The organism is Streptomyces sp. NPDC058534, from assembly GCF_042717365.1.
GTDB lineage: Bacteria > Actinomycetota > Actinomycetes > Streptomycetales > Streptomycetaceae > Streptomyces.
Genome location: NZ_JBHXNW010000027.1, coordinates 17,901 through 42,941, shown reverse-complemented (window position 1 = coordinate 42,941; position 25,041 = coordinate 17,901). Strand labels below are relative to the sequence as shown.

Here is a 25,041-nt window from a genome sequence, read left to right as displayed (position 1 = left end):
CGGACGATTCCCGGGTTTGGCTGCCTGCGGGCGGCTGTGGCAGGACTCTTGCTGACCTAATGCTGACTTTGCTGAACGCGACGCGCGGGCCTGGTGCGCGTGCGCCGGAGGCCGGCTGCCGACCGAGGCGGAGTGGGAGTACGCCGCCCGCGGCGGGCTCGAAGGCGCGCGCTACCCGTGGGGCGACGAACTGCGTCCCGACGGGGAGCACCGGTGCAACATCTGGCAGGGCGACTTCCCTCATCGTGACGAGGCGTCCGACGGCTGGGCGGGCACCGCCCCGGTCACGACCTACCCCGCCAACGGGTTCGGTCTCTTCCAGACCGTCGGAAACGTGTGGGAGTGGTGCGCGGACGCGTCGGCGGCCAACGCCGGCTTCCGGTGCGTCTGGGCCCCTCGGTCCCAGACGCACCGTAGGCGGCACTCACTTCGCGTGTACGGCCACCTCCCGCAGCGAGTAGCCGTACTTGGTGGCCCGGTCGGTGCCGTGCACGCGCAGGTAGCGCGCGGTCGTCGGGGTGAATGCAGTGGTCTCGAGCCCGCCGCGGCCCTCCGCGGTCTGCCACACCGTGCGCCACGTCCGGTTGTCGTCGGACACCTCGATGCGGTAGGCGGCGGCGTGGGCCGCCTCCCAGTCCAGTACCACCCGGCCGACGCGCTGGGCGCTGCGCAGGTCGACCGACCACCACTGGTCGTCGCTCCAGTCACTCGCCCACCGGGTGGCGGGGTCCGCGTCGATGGCGCGGTCCGGCCGGTAGCTGGTGAAGACCGAGAACTCACTGCTGCTCGCCGACGCGGCACCGCCCCGGGCCAGGTTGGCCGGCCGGTCCCACGTGTCGGTGGCGTTCCACGTGTCCAGATAGGACTGGGCGCCGTGCAGCAGCTCGCCGACGAGTGGGTCGCCGCCGAGCCGGCTTACGTCCTCGACCCAGTCCGGCACCAGCCCCACGTGGGCGCCGCCGTCGGTGTTGACGTCCCACACCCGCTCGCCGGTGCGCTGGCGGTCCACCAGCGGGCCGTCCGGGTAGGACCGGAACGGGTACGTGACCTTGTCCGGCGCGTCGTCACCGCGGGGCGCGGGGTGGCTGCCCAGCCCGTTGAAGTCGGTGCCGTAGCCGAGCCCGACGTCGTACTTCTCACGCAGGTCGGCGGTTGCCGCGGTGTCCTCGACGAACTTCTCCGAGTCCATGCCGTAGGAACCGACGAAGCCGCCCATCCGGTAGAGCCGCTCGGTCCACGTGCGGTCCATCCAGCTGTGGCTGGAGATGACGCCGGGGTACTGCACCGACTCCATTATGTCCATCGCCCGGCCGGCGGCCTTGACGCTCATGTGGTCGACCTCGACCATCATGCCCCGGTCCATCATGCCGTTCAGGGCGTACTCCCCGAGTCGCGTGAGCCCGCGGGTGTTGCAACGTGCGTCGTCGTCGTACGACGGCACGCTGGTCCCGCGCGGCAGCTTCGCCTCGGCCTCGGGCACCTTGGCGGAGCCGATCGGGTTGTCGTGCTGGGGGCCGGTGCACTTCTCGGTCTTCCAGAACGTGCCGGTGGAGAGGAACTGACCGACGTTGATGATGGTGCCCTGCGTGCCCTCGTCGAAGCGCACCCCGCACAGCGCGTTGTCGAACTTGTGGCACAGGAACATGCTGCTCACACCGAGCGACTGGAGTGCGTCGAGACCGGCGTCGATGTCCGCCTCGGAACACTGGGCGACGTCGAGCACCTGCTTGCAGCCGAAGGGCTCGGAGGTCTCCACCCCCAGGACCACGGCCAGCTTGCCCGCTTCGATCACCTCTCGCGCCTGGGCAGGTGACTTCACGATCCGGAACCAGCCCTTGCCGGAGCCGCCGTACATCTCGTCGACGTAGTCCTGCATGTCGTAGGTCTTCTCGGCCTGCAACCGGACGGACTCCATCTCGTCGCAGCCGCGGTCGCGGACGTAGATCGAGCAGATGACGCCGTTGGACGTCAGGTCGGTGACCAGGACGCGCTGGCCGCCCCGCCAGGCGCGTTCGAGCCAGGCGTAGTAGTTCTGCTGGTGCGACATCGTGGTGGAGCTGGGCCAGTCCTTGAACGTCGGCCAGCCCACCGGGTCGTGGTGGCCGTCGGGGTCGACGGTGAGGTTCTCCAGCAGCGCGCCTGCCCCGTCGGGGTAGTGCTCGGGGCAGTCCTTGAGGGCGTCGGCGACACCGTCGTCGGAGAACGGCTTGCCGCAGACCAGCTTGCCGCCGAAGGCCTCGTTGGTCATCAGGTGGTTGTGGGTGTCGACGAATCCGCGTACGTCGCCGTTCGCGTCGGTGCCGGTGAACGGCTCGCCGCTGACGTTGATCTGTGAGTCGGGGGCGGGCCGGTTGGCCGGTTCCCACCAGGGCCGCTCGGCGGCGCCGGCCCCGCCGGCTCCTAAGCCGGAGAGGAGCAGTGCGGCGACGAGGGACAGGACAAGGGCGGCGGTGCCGCCCGGACGCGCTCTCTTCATGGGGGCTCCCGAGGCGTGGCGTGGGTCGCACCCTAAAGTTGGTCAAACGTCCTAGTCAACAGTCCAGTTGGTCCCGGACGGATGGATCAGGCTTGGCGGGCCAGCCCCGCCACATGCCTGGCGACGAGATCGAGGGCTTCGCCGGCCGCGGCCGCGTTCCCCTCGTTGAGATAGAGCAGCGTCACGCCGTCGAGCGCCGCGGTGACGTAGCGTGCCAGGACCGGCACCGGCACGCTCCACTCCAGCCGCTTCCCCTCGTCGTCGGTGAGCGCCTCGATGAGGCGGGTGTTGGCCGCGAGGTAGGTCTGGTACTGCCGCTCCGCGACGACGGCGAGGCCGGGCTGGCGCGCGGCGTACTGCGTCAGTTCGTAGGTGAGGCGGTGTTCGTGCGGTTCCTCGACCACGTGCTGCCAGTAGGCGCGCATCCCGCGGCACAGTCGCTCCTCGAGTTCACCGTCGCTCACCACCTCCGACAGCGCGCGCTCCAGGGTGTGGCCGGTGATGACCTCGATGACCTCGCCCAGCAGCTCCTCCTTGGAACGGAAGCAGTAGTGGAAGGAGCCCAGCGGCATGTCGGCCTCGGCCACGATCGCGCGTGTGGTGGCGGCCGAGACTCCGTCCCGGACCATCACCGCGATCGCGGCGTCGACCAGCCGCGTGCGTCGTTCGCTCGCCGCAATCCGGTTCATGAGTCGACTCCTTGCTCGTGCTGTGCTCGTGCTGTGCTCGTGCTCGGCGGTCGCGGGGCGCGACCGCCCGCGTCGGGTGCCATTGTCCTCGATCGCGTCTTGGACGCATGACCAAGACGCTTGACCGGGCTTCTGCGCTGCTGCCATAGTCGCGCCACCGACCGACCCGTTCGCCGGAGGCTCCGATGACCACGCGCTGGGAGAACTGGGCCCGCACCGAATCGGCCACACCGGTCCGGGTCGTCGCGCCCTCCTCCACCGAGGAGGTCGCCGCTGTCGTCACCGACGCGGCCGCGGCCGGGAGCTCGGTCAAAGCGATCGGGTCGGGGCACTCGTTCTCCGGGATCGCGGTCGCGGAAGGCGTGCAGCTGCGTCCGGACCGACTGACCGGGCTGGTCCGCGCCGACACCGAGAGCGGCCTGGTCACGGTGCGGGCCGGGATGCCGCTGCACCGGCTCACCCCGCTCCTCGCCGAGCTCGGACTGGCCCTGGAAATGCTCGGCGACATCGACCGCCAGACCGTCGCCGGTGCGCTGATCACCGGCACCCACGGATCCGGCGAACGGTTCGGCATCCTGGCCACCCAGGTGCGTGAGCTCGAAGTCGTGCTGGCCGACGGCTCGATCGTGACCTGCTCGGCCGCGGAGCGGCCCGACCTGTTCGCCGCGGCCCGCGTCTCGCTCGGCGCCCTTGGCGTCATCACCACCGTCACCCTCCAGTGCGTGCCGCTCTACGCGCTGCACGGGCTCGACCGGCCGCAGCCGCTCGACGAGACGCTGGACTCCCTCGACGAACTCGTCGCCGCCCACGACCACTTCGAGTTCTTCTGGTTCCCGCACACCACCACCGCGCTGACCCGGCGCTTCACGCGGCTCCCGGCCGAGACCGGGCTGCGGCCCCGGGGCCGGGTGACACGCGTGGTGGAGGACCGGTTCCTGGCCGACTATGCCTTCGAACGACTGCTGCGCCTGGGCACGAGGCGGCCCCAGGCCGTGCCGGGCATCACCCGCCTCGCGACCCGGCTTACCGGGTCCCGCGACGTCACCGACCTCGCCCACCGGGTGTTCGCCTCGCCCCGCAACGTGCGCTTCCGCGAGGGCGAGTACGCCGTCCCGCGCGACGCCGTCGTCGGCGCTCTGCGCGAGCTGCGGCGCTGGGTCGAGACCCATGACGAGGCGGTCTCCTTCCCCTTCGAGGTCATGTTCGCCGCGGCCGACGACATCTGGCTCTCCCCGGCCCACGAACGCGAAGTCGCCTATGTCGCGTTCCATCAGTACCACCGGATGCCGCACGACCGGTGGTTCCGGGTGTGTGAGGACGTCCTCGGTGCGGCGGGCGGCCGGCCGCACTGGGGAAAAATGCACCGGCTCGGCGCGGGCGAACTGGCCCAGCTCTACCCCCGGTTCGCGGACTTCACCGCCCTGCGCGCACACGTCGACCCGTCCGGGGTGTTCGCCAACCCCTATCTCGACCGCGTCCTCGGCCCTGTTGGCGCCGCCCGATGAGCGCGCCTTCCTCCCCTCCTCCTCTCTCGCCCGGCGCGCTCTTCGGCGAACTCGCCGAGGCCACGGCCCGGCTCCAGCCGCCGTACGCCGTGGTGCCGCGAGTGTTGAGGCAGGTCTCCGCCGGACCCGGCTGGTCCGGGGTGCTGGCGTTCACGCTGCCCGAGGCACTGTGGCCGGCGGAGGAGTTCGAGGACGTGGTGGTCGGCTACCCCACCGTCGACGCGGCGGCCGTCGCCAGGCTCGCCGCTGACGAGGTGCTGGCCTCCCGGGTGACGCTCATGATCGATTCACCGGCGCACCTCGCCCTGATCGACGACGTCCTCGACGGCCTCGGGCCCGGCGCCCGGCAGGTGCGGGTCTGTATCGAGGTCGACGCCTCGCTGCGGCTGGCCGACGGTCGCGTCCACATCGGCGCTCGGCGGTCCCCGGTGCACACCGTCCGTGCCGCACGGGACCTGGCTCGCGCGGTGGCCGACCGGCCCCGGCTGCGCCTCGTGGGGGTGATGGCCTACGAGGGCCAGATCGCCGGCGTCGGCGACAACCGCCCCGGGCCGGGGCGCTTCACCGTACGGAGCGTGCAGAGGTTCTCGGCACGTGAGCTCGCCGAACGGCGGTCCGAGGCGGTCGCAGCCGTCGCGTCGGTGGCGCCGCTGGAGTTCGTCAACGGCGGTGGCACCGGGAGCCTGGAGACCACGAGCCTGGAGTCGTCCGTGACCGAGGTCGCGGCCGGCCTCCTCGCTCCCACCCTGTTCGACTTCTACACCCGGTTCGCCCCGCGGCCGGCGACCTTCTTCGCGCTGTCGGTGGTGCGTCGCCCCTCGCCGCACCACGCCACGCTCCTGGGCGGGGGATGGGTCGCGTCCGGGGCCGTCGGCACCGACCGCCTCCCCACGCCGACCTGGCCGAGAGGGCTCCGGCTGGTGTCGCAGGAGGGAGCCGGCGAGGTGCAGACTCCGCTGCGCGGCCGGGGCGTCGCCGGTCTGCGGGTCGGCGACCGCGTCTCGCTGCGGCACAGCAAGGCCGGCGAGCTCTGCGAGCATGTGGCCGAACTCGACCTCGTCGAGGACGGCCGCATCGTCGACACGGTCCCGACCTACCGAGGCGACCACAGGACGTTTCTGTGACCATCAACCTCTGACCGTGGGCCGCTGACCCTCCCCCCCGAAAGGTGTGACCATGTCCGACTTCCCCCGCCTGCCCGAGGACTTCGTCCTCGGGGTGTCGACGGCGTCGTACCAGATCGAGGGCGCCGCCGCCGAGGACGGCAAGGGGCCTTCCATCTGGGACACGTTCTGCGCCGAGCCCGGCAGGATCAAGAACGGCGAGACCGGCGAGGTCGCCTGCGACCACTACCACCGGTCGAGTCAGGACGTCACCCTGATGCGGGAGCTGGGCGTCGACGCCTACCGCTTCTCGATCTCGTGGCCGCGCGTCATGCCGACCGGGGCGGGCGAAGTCAACCAGGCAGGCCTGGACTTCTACGACCGGCTCGTCGACGACCTGCTGGCAGCGGGCATCACACCGGCGGTGACGCTGTATCACTGGGACCTTCCCCAGGCGCTGCAGGACCGCGGCGGCTGGCAGCGTCGGGAGACGGCCGGACGACTGGCGGACTACGCCACCGTGGTCGCCGAGCGCCTCGGCGACCGGGTCGGGATGTGGATGCCGCTCAACGAGCCGGTGGTGGCGACGATGTTCGGGCACGCGGTCGGCACCCACGCCCCCGGCCTGGCCCTCGGCTTCGACGCGCTGCCGGTGGCCCACCACATGCTCCTGGGCCACGGCCTGACGGTACAGGCGCTGCGCGCCGCCGGCGTCGGCAACATCGGCATCGCCTCCAACCACGCCCCCACCTGGCCGGCGGCCGACTCCGACGCCGACCGGGAGGCCGCCGATTCCTACGACACCCTGGTCAACTGGCTCTTCGCGGACCCGATTCTGCGCGGCAGCTACCCCGACGAGCTCCTGGCCTCGCTGATGCCCGGCCACGCCGACGGCACCCTGGCCAAGGACCTGGAGATCATCTCGACACCGCTGGACTGGTTCGGGGTGAACTACTACCAGCCGGTGCCCGTCGGCGCCCCCGGCACCGTGTCGGCGAGCTCGCCCGCTCTGGAGGGTGCCGCCCTGCCGGAGGGGCTGCCCTTCGAGCCGCGCGTGCTGACCGGCACGCCCACCACCGACCTCGACTGGGCCATCGTCCCCGACGGGCTGCACGAGATCCTCACCACCTTCGCGCAGCGGTACGGCGACCGGCTGCCGCCGCTCTACGTCACCGAGAGCGGTTGCGCCTTCCACGACCGTCCGGACCCCGACGGCGCGGTCCACGATCCGCAGCGCATCGCCTACCACCGTGACCACCTCGCCGCGGTCTCGCGCGCGATCGAGGACGGCGTCGACGTCCGCGGCTACTTCGCGTGGTCGCTCATGGACAACTTCGAATGGGCCCTGGGCTACGAGCCGCGGTTCGGTCTGGTCCACGTCGACTACGACACCCAGGTGCGGACACCCAAGGACTCCTACCGCTGGTTCCAGGAGCACCTTTCCGCGCGGCGTCGGTCGGGACTGTAGATACGTTCTGCTCTGTCGCCCGATCGGTGGTGGCGCCTTGTGGTCACCGGAGGCGGCCTGCGGCTCCCGACGCCTGACGAGCCCGTCGTGCCATGCGCGCCGCCCGCGGTCTGGTTCACCCATTCCCATGGGCATGAGAGCCTAGGCGCCGTTCAGAAGACGATCAAGAGTGCTGTGCCACTGGTCCGCACGAGCGGCGTGGCGGAGACCGGAGGCGGGCGGCCGGAGCCGGACCCAGCAGCGCCTGGTCTTCGTCGACCGGTTGCTGGTCACGCTGGTTCACCTGCGGCCGGGGGTGCGGCTGCGGACGCTGGAGGACCTGTTCGCCTATGCCGGCGCGGAGGGCGTTGCCCCGCGGGTCGACGGCACCGAAGTGCAGGTCCGCCGCCCCCGCGCCCACCGCCCCGGCCGCCTTCAGTGACCCGCAGAGCCGCACCCTGTTCAGCGGTGTGGTCCGGCCGGGCCGCGTGCACGACCAAACCGCCGTGGGCGCCGAAGGCATCGGCGAGTTGCTTCACCGCACCCCCGGCCAACGAGTTCCCCGGCCAAGTCAGCGCCCCGCCAAAGAAGCGGAAGTGCTGGAGCACACCACCGCCGAGTACAAGCAGTGGCAGCCGCTGCAGCGGTTCACCGGCCGCCGCGAGATCTACGCCGAGACCCACCTTGCGATCTCAGCCCTGGTCTTTGACCGCTCCGCCCGGTGGGTGACCATCCACCAGCCAACCCCGCCAGGCCAGCACGCTCCGAACTCAATCGCTCCCAAGGTCGTTAGCGGACTGTCGAGTCCGACCCGAGGGCACTCATTCCGTGGCGGTCGGGTCGGCCAGATGCCCTGAGTGGTCCCAGGCAAGTTCCTCCAACTGCTCGATGCCATGGTTGAACTCGATCATCAGGGTGAGGAACTGTTGTGTTCGTTCGTCGCTCCAACCCGCCGCCGCGATCAGCCGCTCGGCTCCCGCTCGGCTGATGGCTCTGTCGGCTTCCAGCCGCTCCAGCCCCAGCGGGGTGGGTCGGAATGTGCGGGCACCCCCCTTGGTGGCGGCATCGATGCGTTCGACGAGGCCGTGCCGGAGCATGGTGCTCATCTGCCGGTTGATGGTGGACACGTCGGCCTGGAAGGTGTGTGCCAGCTCTTTCAGTGTGAGGGGTTCGCCCGTTTCCAGCCGGGTGAGCAGAACGTAGGCCGAGCGGTCGAGACTCTGGCCGATGCGTGGGCCGCGCGACGCGATGAAGTGCCTCGACAGCAAGGTCAGCTCTCGTTCCAGGTCGTTCAGGCGGCGGTCCTGCTTACTCGGCTCTGTCATGTGTGCCGTGCTCCCTTCCTCCGGATTCGCCTCACCAGTGTCCATGGCCGGGCTCAGCCGCAAGGGGCTCGCCCCGGATGCGTTGCCCGAGGCACCATGTGTATGTAACATGCACATCGTACTCGACCGTTCGGACCCGCGTTCCCGTTTGCGCCCGCACCGGGTGCTCCGCAGACCCGACGGGTGGCCTCTGCCGCGCTGCCCGCGCCGGCATGCCGCCCGCGCCGGCATGCCGCCCCGCGGCCTCATTCAGCCCGGCCCACCCCTGTGGGCCTCCGCCTCGTCAAGGAAGTGCCTCGTGTCGACCAGAACCGTCCGCACCGTGGGGCCAGGGGCGGTCACCACCGTGATCACCCTGAGCTGCGTCGTGATCTCCCTGATGCAGACCTTCATCGTGCCGATCATCCCGCAGCTCCCTCAGCTGCTGAACACGGGCGCGTCCAACGCCTCCTGGGCGATCACCGCCACGCTCCTGGCAGCGGCCGTGGTCACCCCGATCGCCGGGCGGCTCGGCGACATGTACGGCAAACGCAGGGTCATCATCGCGAGCCTGGCCCTGGTCGTCGTCGGATCCGTGCTCTGCGCGGTGTCCGACAGCCTGATCCCCGTGATCACGGGTAGGGCGCTGCAAGGCCTGGCCACCGGAGTCATACCGGTAGGCATCAGCTTCCTGCGTGACGTGCTGCCCGCCGAACGAGTCGGATCTTCCATCGCCCTGGTCAGCGCCGCCCTCGGCGTCGGCGGCGCCGTCGGCCTGCCCGCGTCGGCCGCAATCGTCCAGTACGCCGACTGGCACGTGCTGTTCTGGGTCGCCGCCGTACTCGGTGTGATCTGCCTCGCGCTCGTGACGACGTTGCTGCGGGAATCCCCGAACCAGTCCCCTGGACGCTTCGACGTGATCGGTGCGATCGGGCTCACCGCGGGTCTGGTGTGCCTCCTCCTGGCCGCGACCAAGGGCGGCAGCTGGGGCTGGACCAGTGGCTCCGTCGTCGGTCTGTTCGTGGGCGGCGTCGGGATCCTGCTGCTCTGGGGCGGGTACGAGCTGCGTGTCTCGCAGCCTCTGGTGGACCTGCGTGTCACGGCCCGCCGCCCCGTGCTCTTCACCAACCTGGCCTCCCTCATGGTCGGCTTCGCCATGTACGCGACGTCCCTGGTGCTGCCGCATCTGCTCCAGTCCCCCTCGGCCACCGGGTACGGCCTGGGTCAGTCCGTACTCGCGGCGGGTCTCGCCCTGGCGCCGAGCGGCCTGGTCATGATGGCCTTCGCGCCCCTCTCCGCGCGCATCACCGCCCGGCACGGCGCCCGCGTGACGCTGCTGACCGGCCTCTGCGTCATCGGCGTCGGATACGGGGTGGGTCTGGGGCTCATGGCGGAGGTCTGGCAGATCGTCGTCATGTCGATGATCGTCAGTGCCGGCGTGGGCATCGCCTACGCCGCGAGCCCGGCCCTGATCATGGGCGCCGTTCCCGTGACCGAGACGGCGTCCGCCAACGGCATCAACTCCCTGATGCGCTCGATCGGCACGTCCTCGTCCAGCGCGGTGATGGCCGCGATGCTCGCCAGTATGACCATGCAGCTCGGTCCGGTCTCCGTACCGACCGAGAACGGCTTCCGCATGACCTATGTCGTGGCGATGCTCGCCGCGGTCGCCGGGATCGTCCTCACCCTCCTCATTCCCCGGGCCCGGCGCTCCGCCACCCCAGATTCCACCGCGGCAGCGGCCGTCGGCGTCTCCCGCTGACCCGCCCCGCCCATGACACAGCAAAGGAACATCCCATGGAACGCCTGAAGGACAAAGTCGCCGTCATCACCGGTGCGGGCAGCGGCATCGGCCGGGCCGCCGCCCAGCTCATGAGCCGTGAGGGGGCACGGGTCGTCGTCGCGGACTTCAACCCTGGAGCCGCCGCGGAAACCGCCGCGCTCATCGACAAGGCCGGCGGTAAGGCACTGCCCGTGACGGTGGACGTCACCGACGAGGGCTCGATCGTGGACATGATCGCCGCCACCGTCGGAGAGTTCGGCGGCCTGAACGTGCTCTGCAACCACGTGGGGGGCACCAACCCGCGCACCGACCTGGATGTGCTGCGCATGGACATGGGTGAGTTCGAGAGGGCGATCGCCCGCAACGTGACCAGCACCCTTCTGGGCACCCGGCACGCGATCCCGCACATGATCCGAGCGGGTGGCGGCTCGGTCGTCAACACCGCCTCCGTCGCCGCTCTGGTCGGCGATGTCCTGCAGACGTCCTACGGGGCGGTCAAGGCGGCCGTCGTCAGCATCACCAAGTCCACCGCCGTCCAGTACGGGCCCCAGAACGTGCGCTGCAACGCCGTCGCACCCGGTGCCGTCATGACTCCCGCCCTGGAGGACAACCTGCCGGACAGCGTCGTCGAGAGCCTCAAGCAGGGCAACGCCCTGCCCTACCTCGGCTCGCCCGAGGACATCGGCCACACCATGTTGTTCCTCGCCTCCGACGAGTCCCGCTACCTCACCGGCCAACTGCTGGTCGTCGACGGGGGGATGACCATGCAGTCGTCCGCCGCTCCGGGGCGGCGGGCTCAGCTCCCCGCCTGAACCGCACAACACGAGAGGATTCGAACCATGAACGTTCGCACGCTGCAGGGGAGGACCGCCATCGTCACCGGGGGCGCCTCCGGTATCGGCGGCGCCATCACCAGGCTGTTCGTCGCGCGGGGCGCCCGGGTCGTGGTCGTCGACCTTCAGGAGGAGGCCGGACAGCGCATGGCCGGGGAACTCGGTGACGCCGTGGTCTTCCTGCTGGGCGACGTTTCCGACCGGAAGGTCGCCGACACGGCCGTGGCCACCGCTGTGGACCGTTTCGGTTCCCTGGACGTGCTGGTGAACAACGCGAGTGTGTCGCGGCAGAAGCCGTTCGAGGAGCAGACGGACGACGACTGGAACCTCGCGATGGACACCGGTCTGTACGCGACCCGCAACTTCATGCTCGCCGCACTGCCCGAACTGAAGAAGACCGGCAACGCCTCCGTCATCAACTTCGGCTCCGGCGCCGGTCTCAACGGCCAGCCGAACCAGGCGTCCTACGCCGCGGCGAAGGAAGCGATCCGTGGCCTGAGCCGGGTGGCCGCCAACGAGTGGGCCCCGCACAACATCCGGGTCAACGTGGTCTGCCCCATGGCCCTGACCGCCGGGGTGGCCCAGTGGGCCGAGGCCCGTCCCGAGCAGTACGCGCGGTCTGCCGCCGCGGTGCCATTGGGCAGGTTCGGCGACCCCGACCGCGACGTCGCCCCCGTCGTCGCCTTCCTGGCCAGTGATGACGCGAAGTACATGACCGGGCAGACCGTGATGGCGGACGGCGGGGCCGTGAAGCTCCGGTGAGACGCGTGGGTGGCTTTTGGGCACCAGGAGAGGCCTGGTCGCCCCGTTATGTTTTCCACGGCTCCGCAACGGGGCCGCTGGCCTCCGGGCCCGGCATGACTGTTGCCCCTGTCGAAGGGATGACCTGGGGGGTGGTGTCACCGGGCCCGGGAGGTGCCGTCGGAGACGCTGATCAGAGGTCCGGCCACCGTCCGGTCCGGCGCAATGCCGGGCAGTTCGCGGGCGGCAGGTCTGCACAACGTGGATGCGCGAGCACGACACCCGAGCCGAGGCCGGCACCGTCAACACCCCTGGAAGGGCGCGATGTTCGAGATCGAAGACGTGGGCGTGTTCCTCGGCCTGGACGTCGGCAAGAGTGCTCATCACGGGCACGGCCTCACCCCGGCCGGGAAGAAGGTCTTCGACAAGCCGCTGCCCAACAGCGAGCCGAAGCTGCGGGCCGTCTTCGACAAGCTCGCCGCGAAGTTCGGCACCGTGCTGGTGATCGTGGACCAGCCCGCCTCGATCGGCGCCCTCCCCCTCACTGTCGCTCGGGACGCGGGCTGCAAGGTCGCCTACCTGCCCGGCCTGGCGATGCGGCGGATCGCCGACCTCTACCCGGGCGAGGCGAAGACCGACGCGAAGGACGCCGCGGTGATCGCGGACGCGGCCCGCACCATGCCGCACACCCTGCGCTCGCTGGAGATGACCGACGAGATCACCGCCGAGCTGACCGTCCTGGTCGGCTTTGACCAGGACCTCGCGGCCGAGGCCACCCGCACGTCCAACCGGATACGCGGCCTGCTCACCCAGTTCCGCCCCTCGCTGGAGCGCGTTCTGGGGCCCCGCCTTGACCACCAGGCCGTGACCTGGCTGCTGGAGCGCTACGGCTCCCCGGCCGCCCTGCGCAAGGCCGGCCGCCGCAGACTCGTGGAGCTGATCCGCCCGAAGGCCCCCCGCATGGCAGCCCGGCTGATCGACGACGTCTTCGACGCCCTCGACGAACAGACCGTCGTGGTCCCGGGCACCGGCACCCTCGACATCGTGATCCCTTCCCTCGCCGCTTCCCTGGCCGCCGTCCACACCCAGCGCCCGGCGATGGAAGCCCAGATCAACACCCTGCTGGAGGCACACCCTCTTTCCCCGGTCCTGACGTCGATGCCCGGCGTCGGCGTCAGGACCGCCGCCGTCCTGCTGGTCACCGTCGGCGACGGCACCAGCTTCCCCACCGCCGCCCACCTCGCCTCCTACGCCGGACTCGCCCCCACCACGAAGCAGTCGGGAACCTCGATCCACGGCGAACACGCACCCCGAGGCGGCAACCGGCAACTCAAACGGGCGATGTTCCTGTCCGCCTTCGCCTGCATGAACGCCGACCCCGCCTCCCGCACCTACTACGACCGTCAGCGAGCACGCGGCAAGACCCACACCCAGGCCCTCCTCCGCCTCGCCCGCCAACGCATCAGCGTCCTGTTCGCCATGCTCCGCGACGGCACCTTCTACGAACCCCGCACGCCCGCGGACGTCGAACTCGCCGCATGACCCCAGCAAGTCAAACCACCCCAAACCAACCCTGGGCGCCTTGACGAAAGACATAGAGGCACCCCCCACACACACGTGCAGCTCAACACCCCTAACGCGCCCACTCACCGACGCCTCCAGCTCCCGCTCACCATGGTGGAGCGGGAGGAGGAGTCCGGCTGACGAGTCGCGCGGTCCGGCGGCTACGGTGCGCGGTGCTTGTTCCCGGCGGCTGCCTCCAGCACGGTGAGTTCGGCCATGCTGGTGAACGGACCGCCGTCGACGGCGGACAGCGCGCGGAGGCGGACGTGCCGTGCCGTCGTCGCCGGGAAGGTGACCTCCTTCTCGGTCTGGTCGCTGGCGAAGCTGCCCGTGGCGACCGTGTGCCAGTTCCGCCCGTCGTCACTCACGGCGAACTCGTACTGCCGCACATGGCCGTTGCTCCCGCCGTCTTGCCTCGGCAGGTACCGGAACCCGGCGATGCGGTGGCGTCCGTCGGTGTCCACCGTGACCTCGTGGGGCGGTGTGGCGGGGGGCGGGGGAGTGGGCCGTGTGCCACTGCGTGTACGGGTTGTTGTCCAGGATGTTGGCCGCCGAGCCCGGCTCCGCCTCCGTTTCCTCACTGTCGACGGACGTCACCCGCATCCGGGAGGCGGGCAGCGTGGTCGGCTCGGAGGGTGACGGGCCCCCGATGGCGTCGGCCAGGGCGAAGAACTCCCACACCGTCGCCGAACGCGGACCGCCCCAGGTGCGCTCCGCCAGCACCTGGAGTGGGCGCCGGGCGAAGAAGTCGAACCACTCGGGGCTCTGCTGCTCGGCCTTGTCGGACCAGAGGGCGACCTTGTAGCCGCGGGTGTTCTCCGGCGTCGGGAACGCGTAGTAGACGGCGCGCACGTCGACGTAGCCGTAGTCGCCGAGTTTGCGTCCGAAGCCCGGACTCACATAGTCCGTCCGGTCCGGTGCTGTGCGCTTGGCGATGCGCCAGCGGCCGTCGCGGCCGTCGGAGTCCTCGGCTGGTTCCACGTCCTGGCCCGCGACCAGGGCCAGCAGGCCCACCGCGTTCGCCGCCTTCTCGCCCTGGTTCTGCTCGGGCAGGTGCCCGAGCAGGTTGAGGGCGTCGGCGACCAGCGCGGCGCGGGCGGCTTCGTCGTCCCAGGCGATCCTCGGCTTGCCCGGGTCGTTCTAGTCGTGGGCCGCGCACCACGGCGGCCGTCTCCTGGCCGCCGGGAACCTCGCGGATCACCCGCCGGATCGCGGAGATGATCTGGGTGACGGTGTCCTGGGTGGCCACCGCGTCATCGAGGACGGTGGAATCCAGCGCCCGCCGCTGTGTGCCCTTGAGGACACCGGTCGCGGCCACGACGTTCTTGACCGTGGTGAAGATCCGCGTCGGGTCGGCCGAGTTGCGCAGGAAACGCCGGAAGTACGTCAACACCGACGGGTCGAACGCGGTGTCGTGCAGGCCGAGCCCGCAAGCGGCCTTCCACCGCAGGTCACACCGCAACTCCTGGACCGTCTCGAAGTCCGACAACCCGTGCAGGATCTGCAGCACCACCGTCGCGGCCAGGACCTGCGGCGGCAGACTCGGACGGCCGTTGGACGAGGGATACATGTCCGCGAACATCCCCGGCGGGAACAGCACCTCGCGGTGCTCGGCCAGAAACGCGAACACACTCCCCACCGGGATCAACTCCCGGCACGTCTCCCACACATCCGGCCCGACCGGCTCCCCGGCCCATTCCTCCTGCATGCCTACAAGACTGGCCCCGACTCCACCGAGCCGGGGCCAGAACACCAGATTTTCAGCAGTCTTCTAGGCATCCACGCGCCGGGTTGGCTGGCCGGCGGCGAAATACGCCACGAGCTCGGGGTCCAGGGGAGGTACCTCGTACGGCGTGCCGCCCTCGCGCAGCGATCGGGTCGCCAGCACGCCAGTGGCCACGCTCATCCGGGCTGAGACCGGTGAGGTGTCGGTGACGCCGCCCTCGCGGACGAAGCGACAGAACTCCTCGACGACCCGGGCGTCGGCACCGCCGTGGGAGCCTTTCGCCTCCGGGACGCGGTGCACGACGTCGGCATCAGCACGGTAGCCGGAGGGCCCGGTGTTCCAGACCCGTACCTCGTCGCCAGGGCCGTCGCCGAAGTTCTCCAGCCGACCCTCGGTGCCGATGACCGTGTAGTTGCGGAAGTAGTCCGGACTGAAATGGCATTGCTGATAGGCGGCGATGACGCCGTTGTCCAGCTGCATGTTCATCACCGAGACGTCTTCGACGTCCACGACATGGTGCAGGTCCCGGCGCTCGGCCGGCGGCCAGTCGAACTCGCGCAGCCATCCCTGCGGCCGGGGGGTGCCCGGCTCGCGGCGGGGCAGGTCGCCGTAGACCATCAGGTCACCCAAGGCGTTGACACGCCGGGTGTAGCCACCGGCCAGCCAGTGCAGCACATCGATGTCGTGCGCGGCCTTCTGCAGCAGCAGCCCGGTGGTGTTTCGGCGGTCGGCGTGCCAGTCCTTGAAGTAGTAGTCCCCGCCGTACGAGACGAAGTGCCGTACCCAGATGGTCTTGGGCTCGCCGATGTCACCGCGGGCGATGATGTCCCGCATCAGCCTGACGACGCCCATGTGCCGCATGTTGTGACCGACGTAGAGACCTGTGCGGGTCTCGTGGGCGGTGCGCAGTATGGTGTCGCACTGCTCGACGGTGATGCCGAGCGGCTTCTCGATGTAGGTGGTCTTGCCTGCCTTGAGCACATCGCAGGCGATGGACTCGTGCGTGGCGTCCGGGGTGGCGACGATGACGGCGTCGAGCGAGTCGTCATCCAGCAGCCGGCGGTGGTCGTCGACCGCCGTCGCCCCCTCGATCAGCTCGGGCACCTGGGCTCGTATCGCCGGGTCGATGTCGGCGACCGCCGCCACCACCGAGCCCTTGCCGGGCCGATGCGAGCTGATCGCCAGGTTGCGTCGCAGCCCGAGTCCGATGACTCCGATGCGTAGATCTTCCACGTGCGGGGTTCCTGTTCTGCGTCGACAGTGAGCTGGGACTACTTCTTGCCCGTCTCGATGGCCTGCTCGAACTCGCGGCGGATCGCATCGCCGGCCGTACGCCGCCACTTGGGCAGGATTTCCTGCTTGAACGACGACAGTGGCTTGCGGCCGGCGACGATGTCGATCACCCCGTCGTACACCTCAGAGGTGGATGAGGCTCCCTTGGACGCGTTGGTGTCGGAGAAGAAGCCCGTGGTGGGGTTGATCCTGCCGATCTTCATCAGCTCGACCTCGGACTCGTGGATGGCGCGAGTGGTGTCGGGCTTGCCGGGAAGGTAAAGGGTCTGCGGGCCATTGGCGGCCAAGGTGAGGGGCTGCTTGGTGGTGAGCACCTCGGCGTTGCCCTTCCGGTTCAGTACTACGTCGCCGTCCTTGGACCGGGTGTGGTGGGTGCCTTCCAGGCCGTTGTCGAGGAGCAGTCGCTCCTCGGTGCCGAAGGGAGCGCTGAGGTAGTCGAGGATCCGGAGAATAGTTTCGACGCGGTCCTTGCCGACGTTCTTGCTGATACCGGTGAAGCCCACGGAGCCGTAGCCGTAGCTGTAGGAGGGTGCCATGCCCTTCTCTGCGGCGAAGGGGACGACGATCTTGGCGGGCCAGTCGTACATGACGCTGTCGTTGAGGAAGCCGGGGAAGGACTGGACGTGCAGACCCAGGGTGCCGCCGTCCATCTTCTCCAGTGTGGTGGACAGGTTCGGGTCGGGCCAGAACAGCTTCGCCTGCTGGCACTTGAGGGCGAACTCGATGCCGGCGAAGTACTCGTCCGTCTCGAAGAGGTGGGTCAGCTTGCCGCCGTCCATGCGCCAGCCGTTGGGCGCCCCGTGCCACAGCGCGAACTGGCCGATGTGGTTCACATAGGCCGGTTCCAGGACGTACTTCTTGCGCCGGACGTCGAGGAGTTCCTTTGCCTTGTCGAAGAAGTCCTGGGCGTCGTCGAACTGCACGCCGCCGACCGGCTTCCAGAAGTCCTCGTTGGCCACATAGACCTGGCCCTGGCGGCCGTAGGGGACGGCGATTCCCCAGATCTTCCCGTTGAAGACGGCGGTCTTCCAGGCGAATTCCGGGATGTTCGCCAGGTTCGGGTACTTCTTGACCGCGTCACCCGACAGATACGAGGTGAGGTCGTGGAACTTCGCCTCCAGCAGCGCCGGGACGTTCTTGAGGCCCTGGTTCGGCGGGAACCACATGAGGTCCGGCAGGTCGCCGCCGGCGATGGTGGCATTGAACTTCGCACGGTAGACGTCCTCGGCCCCGAGGCCGTTGACGATCGTCATCTCCAGGTCGGAGCCGAGACGCCGGTTCACCTCCTGCCAGTACGCGTTGCGGTCCGTGGCCGGTGCCGCGGTGGTGAAGGTCTCGGTCAGCAGGGTGACCGGCTTGCCGTCGCCGGGCTTCTTGCTGACGCTGCGCGCCAGGTCCTTGGGGTAGCGCGGGTATGCCGGATCGAGGCCCTGGGCACTGCCCGGGAGATCCGGGGCGGGGACGTTGGCCGGCACGTACGTCGGCAGCTTGGCCTTGGCCGACGCTTCCGCTCCACCGCCCTTCGCGGAGGAACCGGTCGTACAGGCGGTGAGCGAGCCGGCACCGGCGAGGCCGAGGCCGGCTGCACCGGCGATGCCCATGAATCCGCGGCGGTTGACGTTCGTGGGGGACATGACGCTCCTTTGTATGTAAAGCGTGAGAGGTCAGGCTTTGACGGCGCCGGTCAGTACACCCTTGACGAAGTACTTCTGGAGGAAGGGGTAGACGGCGATGATCGGCAGCACGGCGAGGATGAGCACGGCCATCGACATCGATGCGCTGGCCGGCAGGACACTCACGCCCATCGCCTTGGCGTTGAAGGTGTCGCCCTGGAGCACATACGAGCGCAGCACGACCTGGAGCGGCAGTTTGTCCGGGTCGTTGATGTAGAGCATCGCGTTGAAGAAGTTGTTCCAGTACGCGACGGCGTAGAACATGCCGACCACGGCGATCACGGCCTTCGACAGTGGCAGCACGATCCGGCACAGGACCGTGACATCACCGGCGCCGTCGAGGCGAGCTGCTTCGTGCAGCTCGTCGGGCACGCTCTGGAAGAACGCCCGCACCACGATGACGTTGAAGGCGTTGAGCGTGATCGGGGCGATCAGTGCCCCGTAGGTGTCGAGCATTCCCAGCTCCTGTACGACCAGGTAGCTGGGAATGATGCCGGGCGTGAAAAGGAACGTGCCTACGACGACCAGCAGGAGCGGCTTGCCGGCGAAGGTGCCTGGCCGGGACAGTCCGTATGCCAGGCAGACCGTGCAGAGCAGGCTCAGCGCGGTGCCGACGACGGTCACGACCACGCTCACCAGGGCAGCACGCGTGATGACCCCGCCGGAGAGGACCACGCGATAGGCCTCCAGGGTCGGCTGCTCGGGGAACAGGACGTAGCCGCCGTTGGCGGCGAGTTCCGCCTTGGTGGCCAGGCTGGTGCCGATGGCGAGGAGGAAGGGGTATCCGACGGCAACGATCATTGCCACGATGACCAGGAACTTGATTCCCTGTCCCGCCCAGCTGGGCCGCTCCATCCAGACGGGCCGTTCGGAGGACTTGCTTCCCCGGCGCAGTGGCTTGGACGCAGTCGGTGTGCTCATCGGTAGACCCCCTGCTCCCCGAGGCGGTGGGCGAGCTTGTTGGCGAGGACGATCAGGACGAAGCCGATGACGCCCTTCATCAGCCCGGCGGCGGTTGACATGCCCCAGTCCCCGTCGACGACTCCGTGGTAGTAGACGTAGGTGTCGAGCACTTCCGCCGCGTCCGTGCCCACCGCGTCGCGCTGGAGGAGAATCTGCTCGAAGCCGACCGACAGGATGTCGCCGAGACGCAGAATCAGCAGCATGATCATCACTGGCCGGATGCCGGGCAGGGTGATGTGCCACATGCGGCGCAGCCAGCCGGCGCCGTCCATGGCCGCCGACTCGTACAGCGAGTTGTCGATGGAGGCCATGGCGGCCAGGAAGATGATCGCGCCCCAGCCGGCGTCCTTCCAGACGCTCTGGGAGGTGATCAGCAGGATGAACGTGTCCGGGTTGGTCATGATGTTGCCGACGGGGACACCGTGGTCGTTCAGAAAGCTGCTGACGGTGCCTGCGCCGCCGAAGACCTGCTGGAACATGCCGACGACGACGACCCAGGACAGGAAGTGCGGCAGGTAGACCACGGTCTGCATGAACCGTCGGGTCCTGGTGCTGATCAGCGAGTTGAGGAACAGCGCGAGGGCGATGGGCACGGGGAAGTAGAGGAACAGCTGGACGGCGCTGATCTCCAGGGTGTTCCAGACCGCCGTCCAGAACTCCGGTTCCTCCAGAAGAGCCGTGAAGTTGCTCCAGCCGACGAACGGGCTTTCCTTGAAGCCCAGGTACGGCTGGTAGTCCTGAAAGGCGATGCTGTTGCCTGCCAGGGGCAGGTAGAAGAACACCGCGAAATACAGGATCCCGGGTACACACAGGAGCAGCAGCACGCGGTCCCGTCGGAGCCGTTCCCGCAGCGGCCGTCGGCTGGACGGCTTTCGCCCTTTGTCGCGTACTCCGGCCTTACCGCTCGACGGGCTCCTGCCGACTGTGGGGCGGATGTTGGACGGTAGGCGTGTCCTGGCGGGACGAAGTAGACCCAGCAGCCGACACCCTCACCTCCTGCGTCGAATGGCGAACTGAAACGGTCGCCGGCCTCTTGGGCAGGGACGGGCGTCAGGACCCACAGCTGGGAGGCCGTGCAGCACCAACGCGTTGGCCGAATCTTGCAACAGCCGTCCCACCAGTGACAAGACTTGTTCGTTAGCACTTTGATTTACGCATGTGCGCGCAAAGACTTCCGGTAACTTTGCTCGGGCCTTCGTCGCGTGCCTACTCGGTGCTGGTCGGTGCTGGTCGGTGCTGGTCGGTGCGGGGAACGGCCCACCGCTGCCACGTTCGAGTTGAACTCAGGCTCCTGTGTGGAGGCCCTGGGCCAGGTGGCCTCCCTGAGGCCGTCCAGGGCGGACACGAGAGATCGGTAGGTCCAGGTGCCGGGGGAGCGCGTGCCGATACTCTGGGCGGCGGCGGGTGGCGAGCATTCGAGCGGCGTGACGCCGACAGCCAGACCCGTGCGGCAGCGACGCAAGCCAGTCGCTCACCCGGAGAAGTAGCGGATAGCGCTGTCAACGACAGCACCTGCCAGCGATCGTGAATGATTGTTTGCGTTCTATATTACGCATAATGAGCGATATCGGGCATCGTGACGGTCCCAGGAACCGCAGGCGAGAGGGAGGTGTGCCCGTTCGCGGCGCGCGTCTGATTCGCAGGTTCGGCTGATGCCCGTAGGCAGATACTTCGGCGGACCGAGACCATCACGGAAGTGTTCGGCCTGCAGTACGGCCGTCGCGTCTGGAGGTGTTTCAGGCCGGCGAGTATCGGCCGGCCGAAACAGCCTGGTGGCGGTCTCAGTTGCCTGCGAGTACCCCAAGGAGCCGCGCGACTTCCGAGGCCACGAGATCGCGCGCCGGGCCGATGTACCTACGGGGATCGACTGTTTCGGGCTGCTGGTAGAGGCAACCACGAACTGCCTGGGTGAAGGTGTTGTTCAGGTGCGTTGACACGTTCACCTTCGTCATTCCCGCTGCGACGGCCTTGCGGAGATCCGAGTCGGCGACCCCGGACGAACCATGGAGAACAAGGGGGACGCTCACAGCTTCACGGAGCCGCGTGATGAGTGCGAAGTCGAGGACTGCGTCACGGCTGAGCATGGCGTGCGAGCTGCCGACCGCGACGGCCAGGGCATCGACGTCCGTCGCCTCGACGAACGCCCGGGCCTCGACCGGGTCGGTGCGGACGCCAGGTGCGTGGGCCCCGTCCTTGCCGCCGACCTCGCCCAGTTCTGCCTCCACCCAGACATTCGAGACGTGGCAGTGGGCCGTGACGTCTCGTGTGGCTTCCACGTTGCCGTCGTAGGGCAGCTTGGCTGCGTCGAACATCACCGATGTGAAACCGATTTCGACGGCCTCATGCACGAGACCGACCGATTCCGCGTGGTCGAGGTGCACGGCCACGGGAACGTCGGCCATGCGCGCCAGAGCAAGGGAAGCCAACCCGATCGGCACCAGCGACCCGTGGTAGCGCGTGGTGTTCTCACTGATCTGAAGGATCACCGGCAACTGTGCCTTCACGGCGCCGGAGACAATGGCCTCGGCGTGCTCGAGTTGCACGACGTTGAACGCACCCACGCCCACGCCCTCGCGGTAGGCCGAATTGATGATCTCTTCAGTGGGTGTCAGGGGCATGAGTACTCTCCACGGAAACGGTCGTTCGGAACTGGTCGTAGAGGCCGGCGTCGAAGTCTCCGGCCACCGGGCAGGGGACCGCTGCCGCGGAAAGGGCGACGGCCTCGCGCAGTACGGTCGGCCATGTCTCACCCGAGGCCAGCCCGGCGGCGAGTGCGGCCACGCACGCGTCACCGGCTCCGGTCGGATTGCCGGTGAGCCGCTCGGGCGGAGCGGCGCGCCAGCTTCCCTGCGGGGCGATGGCGTGCAGGCCGTCCGGACCGTACGACATGACGACGGTGTGCGCGCCGAGGCCACGCAGCTCGGCCGCGGCGTCAGCGGGTTCCGTGTTTCTCGTGACCTGGGCGATTTCGGCTGCGTTGGGTTTGACCACGCTCGGCCCGGCGCTGAGGCCTTTGAACAGGGCATCTCCGCTGGTGTCGAGGATCGTTGCGGCTCCCGCCTCGGCAGCCAGGCGGATGAGCTGTGCGTACGTGTCGGACGACAGGCCGGGCGGCAGGCTGCCCGACAGCACAACCACCCGAGCGTCACGGACCAAACGAGTGAAGCGCGCGACGAAGTCGGTCCATTCCGACATCTCGATGTGCGGGCCCGACTGGTTGAACACGGTGGCATCGCCGTCCGCCCGGGAAACGACGGTGACAGTGCGGCGCGAGTCGGCCTTCAGCGGAACAAGCTCGTCCTGCAGCCGCGCTGCGTGCAGCTCGTCGCGGATCAGTCTGCCGTTCGGGCCACCGGCGAATCCGGTCACCATGGCCGGACGCCCCAGCGTCGTCAGTACGCGAGCGACGTTGATGCCCTTGCCACCGGCACGTTCGAAGGCGGCAGTGACACGGTGCGAGCTGTGCGGTACCAAGGCATCGACGATGTACGTGACATCGAGGGCCGCGTTGAGGGTGACGGTGAGGATCACAGCGATTGAGTCCTCTGTGCCTGCGCCGCCGGAGAAGGAACAGCTGCGCTGCCCGCTGTCCGCCAGGCAATGAGTCCCGCCCCCAGGCACCCGGCCTCGTCTCCCAGTTTGCCGCGGACCAGTTCGGGAAGCCGTTGGAAGGTGAGCCGTTCGGCCAGGCGCACACGCAGAGGGTTCAGAAGCAGACCGTCCGCTTGGGCCAGACCACCGCCGAGCACGATGAGCTCGGGGGCAAAGAGCGTCGTGAAGATTGCCAGCGCCGCAGCCAGCGCCTCCACCGCGCGGTCCCATATCGCCAGGGCGTCGGGGTCGCCGTCGGCCAGCAGCGCGGCTACGTCGGCGGCGCCGTCGACCATGCGCCCGGAGCGTATGGAGTAAGCCGCGGCGATCGCCGCGGCTGACGCCAGAGTCTCCAGACACCCCCTGGCACCGCAGGCGCAGAGTTCGCCATCCGGGTCGATGACCACATGCCCGAGTTCACCGGCGTAGCCAAGGCCTCGCACAGGCCGCCCGTCACAGAAGACAGCGGCCGAAATGCCGGTGTCGATCGGCATGAAAAGGACGTCCCTGGCCTCGCCGGCCGCTCCCAGGCTGCATTCGGCTGCCCCGCCCGCTCGCACATCTTGGCCAAGCGTGACCGGTAGTCCCGTCGTCTCCTCGAGCATCGCGCCGAGAGGAAGATTGCTCCAGCCGATGTTGGCCGAATAGACCGCGCGCTCTGCCACCTCGTCGACAATGCCGGGAACGACAACCCCTGCACGCCGCACGGTCATCCCCCGGGAAGCCGCCTGCTCGGCGAGGGCACACACCGCGGCGCTGATCTCCGCCACTACAGCCCTGGGTCCTTGCCGGCCAGGCGTCGCCCGCCGCAGTCTGCCAAGGGGCTTCATCTCGCGGTCGAGCAACGCCCCCTTCATACTGGTGCCCCCGACGTCCAGTGCGATCACGCACTCACGCCGCTCACCGCCGTCATGCATGGCTGTCCTCAAGGACCACGGAGCGTGTGAGGTTACGGGGGCGGTCGGGGTTGTAGCCGCGTGACTCGGCACAGAGCACCGCCAGCCGCTGTGCCCGGATCAGATCGGCCAGCGGGTCGATCTGCCCGGCAACACCTGCTGACCGGGCGACGAGCGTGCCGCCGACGCGGGCGACGTCATCCGCCAGGCCCTGCGGCACGGAGCCGAGCACCCATGCGACACGGCCCGGCCCGGTGATGCTGATCGGTCCGTGGCGGTACTCCATGGCCGGATATGCCTCGGTCCACGACCCGGCGGCTTCGCGCATCTTCAGTGCTGCCTCCAGGGCAAGGCCGTAGGTCCAGCCTGTCCCCAGGAAGGTGAACTGCTCCGCATCGCACACGTCGGCGTCCAACGGCATGGACACGGCCGCTTCGGCGTCCTGGACGGCCTGGGCGAGTGAGCGCACACCCTCGGGCAGCACACCCTCGGACTCCAGATGCGCACGCAGCAGGGCGAGAACGGTCGTGGCGAAGCGCGTCTGGACCACCGACTCCTCGTCAGCGAAATCGAGCACCGCAACGGAGTCGGCTGCCCGAATGATCGGTGTGGCGGGGTCCGCGGTGATCGCACTCGTCGGCGTGACGCCCTTGACGCGGGCGAGCGCATCCAGGACCTCGGTCGTGGTGCCGGACCGGGATATGCCCAGGACTCTGTCGTAGGCTCGTCCGAACGGGAACGCGGAGGCAGCGAAAGCATCTGTCTCTCCGTGGCCACCGCGCTCCCGAAGCTCGGCGTAGGCGAGGGCCATGAACCAGGAGGTGCCGCAGCCGATCACGGCGACCCGCTCCCCTCTGCGGGGCAAGACCTGGGAGTGGGCAGGAAGCGACTCACCAGCCCGCTTCCAGACAGCGGGTTGTGAGACGATCTCCATCGATGTACGGAACGCGTTCGGCGCAGTCATGCAGTGAACTCCTGCGGATGGGCTGGAAGGCAGCGGGGGCGGACAGGGCGACAACGCTTCGGCGGTGGGACCAGCACGTGATGAAACAAGTTGCTCGTTAGATTACGTTTTAAGCATATGTGATCAGAGCGTGGTCGTCACTCCCCCTGTCGCTCTGCCACCTCCTGCAGGTCCGCACGCTCGCGGCAATGCAGGTTCCGCCTGGCAATGTTCGTAGCCTTTTGAAATCCGGATGCCGTTGAAGCAACTACTTGCATGCAGCGGGCGACCTCTCGACCGGTGCGCACCTCGGGTTCGGATTCCGTCGCAGTGACACCGGCGACTGGCACGTTTGCGGTCATGAGCCAATGCGGCCTGGTGAAGCGGCAGTTCGGGCGCCCGACGGGGCATCCGACAGGGACGCGTTCATCATCGCGGACGCCGCCCGCGCGATGCGCACACGCTGCGGACGATCGACGGAGCGCGTCCTGGGCCGCCGTTCCGGCCCGGAG

The 25,041-nt window shown here is 68.9% G+C and carries 20 protein-coding genes and 2 pseudogenes; 9 read left to right on the top strand and 13 right to left on the bottom strand.

Going from position 1 to position 25,041, the window contains the following annotated elements:
- Positions 1 to 79 precede the first annotated feature (79 nt).
- A pseudogene (locus ACFWR9_RS18400) lies at positions 80 to 355 on the top strand (SUMF1/EgtB/PvdO family nonheme iron enzyme); the annotation flags it as partial.
- Positions 356 to 424: 69 nt separating this feature from the next.
- Here the strand turns inward: ACFWR9_RS18400 and ACFWR9_RS18395 are convergent.
- Together ACFWR9_RS18395 and ACFWR9_RS18390 are read right to left on the bottom strand one after the other, a co-directional pair.
- Entirely contained in the window at positions 425 to 2,476 is a 2,052-nt protein-coding gene (locus ACFWR9_RS18395; RefSeq protein WP_383842923.1) for a discoidin domain-containing protein, read from the bottom strand.
- A gap of 86 nt (positions 2,477 to 2,562) precedes the next feature.
- Entirely contained in the window at positions 2,563 to 3,165 is a 603-nt protein-coding gene (locus tag ACFWR9_RS18390) for a TetR/AcrR family transcriptional regulator (protein WP_383842920.1), read from the bottom strand.
- Positions 3,166 to 3,350: 185 nt separating this feature from the next.
- Between ACFWR9_RS18390 and ACFWR9_RS18385 the strand changes: the two genes are divergently transcribed.
- The 4 genes from ACFWR9_RS18385 (at position 3,351) to ACFWR9_RS18370 (ending at position 7,662) form a co-directional block, all read left to right on the top strand.
- Complete coding sequence (locus tag ACFWR9_RS18385) at positions 3,351 to 4,670, top strand: D-arabinono-1,4-lactone oxidase (RefSeq protein ID WP_383842917.1); 1,320 nt, start codon at positions 3,351 to 3,353, stop codon at positions 4,668 to 4,670.
- The gene (locus ACFWR9_RS18380; RefSeq protein WP_383842914.1) at positions 4,667 to 5,794 is read left to right on the top strand and encodes an amino acid deaminase/aldolase; all 1,128 of its coding nucleotides are present in this window, start codon (positions 4,667 to 4,669) and stop codon (positions 5,792 to 5,794) included. Before ACFWR9_RS18385 ends, ACFWR9_RS18380 begins: the two co-directional genes overlap by 4 nt.
- A gap of 52 nt (positions 5,795 to 5,846) precedes the next feature.
- The gene (locus ACFWR9_RS18375; RefSeq protein ID WP_383842911.1) at positions 5,847 to 7,241 is read left to right on the top strand and encodes a GH1 family beta-glucosidase; all 1,395 of its coding nucleotides are present in this window, start codon (positions 5,847 to 5,849) and stop codon (positions 7,239 to 7,241) included.
- A 169-nt stretch (positions 7,242 to 7,410) separates the two neighbouring features.
- Positions 7,411 to 7,662 carry a hypothetical protein gene (locus tag ACFWR9_RS18370; RefSeq protein ID WP_383842908.1) on the top strand — a complete coding sequence of 84 codons (252 nt, stop codon included), beginning with the start codon at positions 7,411 to 7,413 and terminating at the stop codon, positions 7,660 to 7,662.
- 379 nt (positions 7,663 to 8,041) lie between these two features.
- Here ACFWR9_RS18370 and ACFWR9_RS18365 read toward each other — a convergent pair whose 3' ends face one another.
- A complete protein-coding gene (locus ACFWR9_RS18365; protein ID WP_383842905.1) occupies positions 8,042 to 8,545 on the bottom strand; it encodes a MarR family winged helix-turn-helix transcriptional regulator in 504 nt (167 codons plus the stop codon).
- Between the two features lie 298 nt (positions 8,546 to 8,843).
- On the opposite strand from ACFWR9_RS18365, the gene ACFWR9_RS18360 reads away from it, so the two are divergent.
- The 4 genes from ACFWR9_RS18360 to ACFWR9_RS18345 all read left to right on the top strand — a co-directional run bounded on the left by ACFWR9_RS18360 (position 8,844) and on the right by ACFWR9_RS18345 (position 13,423).
- Positions 8,844 to 10,286 (top strand): MFS transporter, encoded by a 1,443-nt coding sequence (locus tag ACFWR9_RS18360; RefSeq protein ID WP_383842902.1) that lies wholly within the window; start codon positions 8,844 to 8,846, stop codon positions 10,284 to 10,286.
- Positions 10,287 to 10,321: 35 nt separating this feature from the next.
- On the top strand, positions 10,322 to 11,119 hold the full coding sequence (locus ACFWR9_RS18355; RefSeq protein WP_383842899.1) for an SDR family NAD(P)-dependent oxidoreductase: 798 nt from the start codon (positions 10,322 to 10,324) through the stop codon (positions 11,117 to 11,119).
- A gap of 27 nt (positions 11,120 to 11,146) precedes the next feature.
- The gene (locus tag ACFWR9_RS18350; RefSeq protein ID WP_383842896.1) at positions 11,147 to 11,902 is read left to right on the top strand and encodes an SDR family NAD(P)-dependent oxidoreductase; all 756 of its coding nucleotides are present in this window, start codon (positions 11,147 to 11,149) and stop codon (positions 11,900 to 11,902) included.
- A 303-nt stretch (positions 11,903 to 12,205) separates the two neighbouring features.
- Entirely contained in the window at positions 12,206 to 13,423 is a 1,218-nt protein-coding gene (locus ACFWR9_RS18345; RefSeq protein WP_383842893.1) for an IS110 family transposase, read from the top strand.
- Positions 13,424 to 13,605: 182 nt separating this feature from the next.
- On the opposite strand, the gene ACFWR9_RS18340 is transcribed toward ACFWR9_RS18345, so the two are convergent.
- From ACFWR9_RS18340 to ACFWR9_RS18295, 10 genes and pseudogenes are all read right to left on the bottom strand, one after another.
- Positions 13,606 to 13,908 (bottom strand): discoidin domain-containing protein, encoded by a 303-nt coding sequence (locus ACFWR9_RS18340; protein WP_383842890.1) that lies wholly within the window; start codon positions 13,906 to 13,908, stop codon positions 13,606 to 13,608.
- A gap of 445 nt (positions 13,909 to 14,353) precedes the next feature.
- Positions 14,354 to 15,152: pseudogene (locus ACFWR9_RS18335) on the bottom strand (transposase); the annotation flags it as partial.
- Between the two features lie 63 nt (positions 15,153 to 15,215).
- Positions 15,216 to 16,403 (bottom strand): Gfo/Idh/MocA family protein, encoded by a 1,188-nt coding sequence (locus ACFWR9_RS18330; protein WP_383842887.1) that lies wholly within the window; start codon positions 16,401 to 16,403, stop codon positions 15,216 to 15,218.
- 38 nt (positions 16,404 to 16,441) lie between these two features.
- Positions 16,442 to 18,097, bottom strand: coding sequence for a hypothetical protein (locus tag ACFWR9_RS18325; protein WP_383842884.1), 1,656 nt, complete (start codon positions 18,095 to 18,097; stop codon positions 16,442 to 16,444).
- A 30-nt stretch (positions 18,098 to 18,127) separates the two neighbouring features.
- A complete protein-coding gene (locus ACFWR9_RS18320; RefSeq protein ID WP_383842882.1) occupies positions 18,128 to 19,057 on the bottom strand; it encodes a carbohydrate ABC transporter permease in 930 nt (309 codons plus the stop codon).
- Positions 19,054 to 19,950 carry an ABC transporter permease gene (locus tag ACFWR9_RS18315; protein ID WP_383843068.1) on the bottom strand — a complete coding sequence of 299 codons (897 nt, stop codon included), beginning with the start codon at positions 19,948 to 19,950 and terminating at the stop codon, positions 19,054 to 19,056. Before ACFWR9_RS18315 ends, ACFWR9_RS18320 begins: the two co-directional genes overlap by 4 nt.
- A gap of 930 nt (positions 19,951 to 20,880) precedes the next feature.
- Entirely contained in the window at positions 20,881 to 21,717 is an 837-nt protein-coding gene (locus ACFWR9_RS18310; RefSeq protein WP_383842879.1) for a ketose-bisphosphate aldolase, read from the bottom strand.
- Entirely contained in the window at positions 21,698 to 22,630 is a 933-nt protein-coding gene (locus tag ACFWR9_RS18305; protein ID WP_383842876.1) for a 1-phosphofructokinase family hexose kinase, read from the bottom strand. Before ACFWR9_RS18305 ends, ACFWR9_RS18310 begins: the two co-directional genes overlap by 20 nt.
- Positions 22,627 to 23,607 carry an ROK family protein gene (locus tag ACFWR9_RS18300; RefSeq protein WP_383842874.1) on the bottom strand — a complete coding sequence of 327 codons (981 nt, stop codon included), beginning with the start codon at positions 23,605 to 23,607 and terminating at the stop codon, positions 22,627 to 22,629. The genes ACFWR9_RS18305 and ACFWR9_RS18300 overlap by 4 nt, the downstream gene beginning before the upstream one ends.
- Positions 23,600 to 24,550: an SIS domain-containing protein gene (locus tag ACFWR9_RS18295; RefSeq protein WP_383842871.1), complete on the bottom strand. Its 951-nt coding sequence runs from the start codon at positions 24,548 to 24,550 to the stop codon at positions 23,600 to 23,602. Before ACFWR9_RS18295 ends, ACFWR9_RS18300 begins: the two co-directional genes overlap by 8 nt.
- Between the last annotated feature and the right edge of the window lie 491 nt (positions 24,551 to 25,041).

Bases quoted from the DNA above. Each gene is read 5' to 3' on its own strand.
- ACFWR9_RS18395 (WP_383842923.1), bottom strand. From the start codon at position 2,476: ATGAAGAGAGCGCGTCCGGGCGGCACCGCCGCCCTTGTCCTGTCCCTC.
- ACFWR9_RS18390 (WP_383842920.1), bottom strand. From the start codon at position 3,165: ATGAACCGGATTGCGGCGAGCGAACGACGCACGCGGCTGGTCGACGCC.
- ACFWR9_RS18385 (WP_383842917.1), top strand. From the start codon at position 3,351: ATGACCACGCGCTGGGAGAACTGGGCCCGCACCGAATCGGCCACACCG.
- ACFWR9_RS18380 (WP_383842914.1), top strand. From the start codon at position 4,667: ATGAGCGCGCCTTCCTCCCCTCCTCCTCTCTCGCCCGGCGCGCTCTTC.
- ACFWR9_RS18375 (WP_383842911.1), top strand. From the start codon at position 5,847: ATGTCCGACTTCCCCCGCCTGCCCGAGGACTTCGTCCTCGGGGTGTCG.
- ACFWR9_RS18365 (WP_383842905.1), bottom strand. From the start codon at position 8,545: ATGACAGAGCCGAGTAAGCAGGACCGCCGCCTGAACGACCTGGAACGA.
- ACFWR9_RS18355 (WP_383842899.1), top strand. From the start codon at position 10,322: ATGGAACGCCTGAAGGACAAAGTCGCCGTCATCACCGGTGCGGGCAGC.
- ACFWR9_RS18350 (WP_383842896.1), top strand. From the start codon at position 11,147: ATGAACGTTCGCACGCTGCAGGGGAGGACCGCCATCGTCACCGGGGGC.
- ACFWR9_RS18345 (WP_383842893.1), top strand. From the start codon at position 12,206: ATGTTCGAGATCGAAGACGTGGGCGTGTTCCTCGGCCTGGACGTCGGC.
- ACFWR9_RS18325 (WP_383842884.1), bottom strand. From the start codon at position 18,097: ATGTCCCCCACGAACGTCAACCGCCGCGGATTCATGGGCATCGCCGGT.
- ACFWR9_RS18320 (WP_383842882.1), bottom strand. From the start codon at position 19,057: ATGAGCACACCGACTGCGTCCAAGCCACTGCGCCGGGGAAGCAAGTCC.
- ACFWR9_RS18310 (WP_383842879.1), bottom strand. From the start codon at position 21,717: ATGCCCCTGACACCCACTGAAGAGATCATCAATTCGGCCTACCGCGAG.
- ACFWR9_RS18300 (WP_383842874.1), bottom strand. From the start codon at position 23,607: ATGCATGACGGCGGTGAGCGGCGTGAGTGCGTGATCGCACTGGACGTC.
- ACFWR9_RS18295 (WP_383842871.1), bottom strand. From the start codon at position 24,550: ATGACTGCGCCGAACGCGTTCCGTACATCGATGGAGATCGTCTCACAA.